The organism is Lentzea sp. NPDC060358, assembly GCF_042725365.1.
Lineage (GTDB): Bacteria > Actinomycetota > Actinomycetes > Mycobacteriales > Pseudonocardiaceae > Lentzea.
In genome coordinates this window covers 1-3,872 of the sequence record NZ_JBHXCW010000410.1, presented here as the reverse complement: position 1 = coordinate 3,872, position 3,872 = coordinate 1, and the positions used below count along the sequence as shown (strand labels likewise).

3 protein-coding genes and 1 pseudogene are annotated in these 3,872 nt (G+C 70.6%); 3 read left to right on the top strand and 1 reads right to left on the bottom strand.

What is annotated here, in order from left to right; all coding sequences use genetic code 11:
• Window positions 1–42 precede the first annotated feature (42 nt).
• Window positions 43–897, bottom strand: a complete 855-nt coding sequence (locus tag ACFWGZ_RS40155) for a peptidylprolyl isomerase (protein WP_382456828.1) — start codon at window positions 895–897, stop codon at window positions 43–45.
• A gap of 114 nt (window positions 898–1,011) precedes the next feature.
• Between ACFWGZ_RS40155 and ACFWGZ_RS40150 the strand changes: the two genes are divergently transcribed.
• The 3 genes and pseudogenes from ACFWGZ_RS40150 (at window position 1,012) to ACFWGZ_RS40140 (ending at window position 3,685) form a co-directional block, all read left to right on the top strand.
• The gene (locus ACFWGZ_RS40150; protein ID WP_382456827.1) at window positions 1,012–1,710 is read left to right on the top strand and encodes an MBL fold metallo-hydrolase; all 699 of its coding nucleotides are present in this window, start codon (window positions 1,012–1,014) and stop codon (window positions 1,708–1,710) included.
• Window positions 1,711–1,715: 5 nt separating this feature from the next.
• Window positions 1,716–2,966, top strand: a pseudogene (gene hisS / locus ACFWGZ_RS40145) (histidine--tRNA ligase); the annotation flags it as partial.
• Window positions 2,967–3,031: 65 nt separating this feature from the next.
• Complete coding sequence (locus tag ACFWGZ_RS40140; protein ID WP_382456826.1) at window positions 3,032–3,685, top strand: hypothetical protein; 654 nt, start codon at window positions 3,032–3,034, stop codon at window positions 3,683–3,685.
• Window positions 3,686–3,872 lie beyond the last annotated feature (187 nt).

Sequence of the window (3,872 nt, the reverse complement as noted above, 5' to 3'; positions counted from 1 at the left end):
CCCCGGGACCGCGTCCCGGGGGCCGTCGCAGACTGTGAAGAGTTAGTTCGCGACCAACGCCGACTTGATGTCGACCGGGGTCTTCGGCTTGCCGTCGCCCTGGCCGGGCGACTGCGAGATCGTGCCGGTCTTCGCGACCTCGTCGACCTTCTTCAGCGACTCCTGGTCGACCGTGCCGAACACGTTGTACTTCGCCTGCAGCTGCGAGGCGTCGCCGTAGACGATGAAGAACTGCGAGCCGTTGGTGTCCGGGCCCGAGTTCGCCATGGCCAGCACGCCGCGGCCGTAGGTCAGCTCCGGGTAGACCTCGTCCTTGAACGAGTAGCCGGGGCCGCCCATGCCGTTGCCGCCGGGGTCGCCGCACTGCAGGACCTGGATACCGGTCACGGTGAGGCGGTGGCAGGTCGTGTTGTCGAAGTACTTCTGCTTCGCGAGGCTGACGAAGTTGTTCACCGAGCACGGCGCGAGCGAGCGGTCCAGCGTGAGCTTCAGGTCGCCGATCGAGGTGCCGAGCGTGACGCCGACCGTGCCGGTGGCGGGCTGCTCGCCGTTCGCGGGCGGGGTGTTCTCCTTGGCCGCCGGCTCCTGGCCCTTCGTGTATTCACAGTTCACCTTCTCCGGCAACGCCTGCGGGCGCTTCGGGATCTGGTGCAGCTCGGTGGGGATGTTCTCCGCCTTGTCGACCGCCTCCTGCGGAGGAGTCTCCGACGCGGCGGCGTCGCCGTTGCCGAAGTCGTGAGTCGCGAGGAACCAGACACCACCTCCGACGAGCGCAACAACGACGACCGTCGACACGACGGCGATGATGCGACGCTTCTTGGCCCGCGCGTGGCGGTACACCATCTGACGCTCAAGCTTGCGCTTGGCGTTGGCGCGTCGCTGCTCGTTGGTGGGCACGTGCTCCCTCCCCAGGGACTCATGCGAATAGGGCGGTCGGCTCGGCAGTCTAGGGCCTGGGCATATGAGCTTTGTGTGGTGGTTAGGCTGTCCTTGAACAGGGAGGTCATTTTCGTGCTCGTGATCGGGTTCCCGACTGGCGCGCTCCAGGCGAACTGCTTCGTCCTGGCGGCCGGCGCCGGCGAGCCCTGCGTGATCGTCGACCCCGGTCAGGACGCGGTCGAACCGATCGAACAGGCGCTGCGCGAGCACCGCCTCGCGCCGGTCGCCGTGCTGCTCACGCACGGGCACTTCGACCACACGTTCTCCGTCACGCCCGTCTGCGACGGCAACGACGTCCCCGCGTACATCCACCCGGACGACGTGGAGATGCTCTCCGACCCGTTGAAGGGCGTCAGCCGCGAGTCCGCCGCGTTCTTCGGCGGCAACCTGGAGATGCGCGAGCCGTCCGAGGTCCGGTCGCTGACCGACGGCCTCGAGCTCGACCTCGCGGGGCTGCGGATCACCGTCGACCACACGCCGGGCCATACCGGCGGGTCGGTGATGTTCCGCTCCGGCGCGCAGGAAGGCGGTCGCCTGGTGATCTCGGGTGACACGCTCTTCGCCGGTTCCATCGGACGCACCGACCTGCCCGGCGGTGACCACTCCGCGATGCTGTCGTCCCTGCAGGACAAGGTGCTGACCTTGCCCGACGACACGGTGGTGCTGCCAGGCCACGGCCCGACGACGACCATTGGCCGCGAGCGCGCGTCGAACCCCTACCTGCTCCAGTTGCAGGACGACGCTCCGGCCGCCCCGCACCGAGGACTCTGAGAGACGTGTTTTCCGCACCCAAAGGCGTTCCCGACTACATCCCGCCGACGTCCGCCGCTTTCGTCCACGTCCGGTCGACCCTGAGCCGTGCCGCCGAACTCGCGGGCTACGGCTACGTCGAGCTGCCGGTCTTCGAGGACACGGCGCTGTTCTCGCGCGGCGTCGGCGAGTCGACCGACGTCGTGACGAAGGAGATGTACACGTTCCTGGACCGCGGCGAGCGGTCCATCACGCTGCGCCCGGAGGGCACCGCGGGCGTGATGCGGGCCGTGATCGAGCACAGCCTCGACCGCGGCTCGTTGCCCGCGAAGCTCTACTACGCGGGCCAGTTCTTCCGCGCCGAGGCCCCGCAGGCCGGCCGGTACCGCCAGTTCCACCAGGTGGGCATCGAGGCGATCGGCGTCGACGACCCGGCGCTCGACGCCGAGGTGATCGCCGTCGGCGACGCGGGCTTCCGCGCGCTCGGCCTCACCGGCTACCGGCTGGAGCTCACCTCGCTGGGCGACGCGGCCTGCCGTCCCGCGTACCGGGCGCTGCTGCAGGAGTTCCTGAGCGGGCTGCCGCTGGACGAGGCGACCCGGCAGCGCGCCGAGCTGAACCCGTTGCGCGTGCTGGACGACAAGCGCCCCGAGGTGCGCGCGCTCGTCGCCGAAGCGCCGCTGATGGTGGACCACCTGTGCGACGACTGCCGCACGCACTACGAGCTCGTGAAGGGCTACCTGACCGAGCTGGGCGTGAAGTTCGTCGAGAACCCGCGCATGGTCCGCGGCCTCGACTACTACACGAAGACGACGTTCGAGTTCGTGCACGACGGCCTCGGCGCCCAGTCCGGCATCGGCGGCGGCGGCCGCTACGACGGCCTGATGGAACAGCTCGGCGGCCAGTCGCTGTCCGGCGTCGGCTTCGGCCTCGGCGTCGACCGCGCACTGCTCGCGGCTCAGGCCGAGGGCGTGCTGCCGGCGTTCTCGCGCGTCGACGTGATCGGCGTGCCGCTGGGCGAGGCCGCGCGGTCCCGGCTGGTGGCGATCGCCGGCGAGCTGCGCGCCGCGGGCGTGCGGACGGACCTCGTGTACGGCGGCCGGTCGATGAAGGCGGGCTTCAAGGCCGCCGACAAGTCGGGCGCCCGGCTCGCGCTGGTGCTCGGCGAACGCGACCTGGAGTCCGGCGTGATCGGCCTGAAGACCCTCGCCACGGGCGAGCAGGTCTCGGTGCCGCTGGCCGACGTGGTCGCCGCGGTCCGGTCGACGCTGACGCCCCCGGACATCGCGACCGTCGTGCCGGGCGGGGTCGAAGCGCTGGCATCGGACGTGACGGAGACCAGGTGAGCCCAGACGACAAGCCCGCCGCCAAGCCTGCCGACAGGCTGGTCCTGGACCTGCTGGACAAGGACACGGTCCGCAAGCGCGCCCGCATGGTGGCGATCGGCGGCATCATGGTCGCCCTCGCCTTCGGCGCGATCGTGGGCCTCATCGGCGGCCGCTGGCCGGGCGTGATCGCCGGGGCGATCGTGGCGGTGCCCGTGATCCTGCTGGCGATCTCCGAGGCGCGCCGCACGGTGTGGCTCGAGGGCACGACCGTCCACGTGAAGGCCTACGGCGTCCGCAAGGTCGACCTGGCCTCGGCCGACGGCCTGGACCTGCTGGTCACGGACCTGCGCGGCGCGCGGACCGTCGGCCTGTTCGTGCGCGGCGGCAAGAAGGGCATCAACGTCGCCCTGTCGATGTACGCGGGCACCGGCGGCCGCGAGCTGGGCATCTACCAGCTCCGCCGGCTCGCCGACGCCCTGGCCACCCGCGGGGACACGCCCGGGCTGGTGTTCTCGGAACTGCTGGTGGCCCAGTTGCGGGCGGAGGCCCAGGGGCTGGCGGCGGCGGACCGGCCGCTGTACCGGCTCGGGTCGCTGGCCCCGGCGGGGCGGATGGCGCAGAAGCTGCACCCGGACGCGGTGTCGAAGTTCGTGACGTCGCTGGACTGACGGTCTGGTTGCCCTGATCGGGCGACACATTGCGGGTGTGCAGAACGCTGTCCCTACCATCGACATCACGGAGGCGGCCGGCTCCCGCTCGCGACAGGAGCCGACCTGGTAGGTGATCCGGTCACCTGCTTCCGATGAAATTCAGCACGACCGCGCTCGCGTACACGAGCACGGCGATGGTCCCGGC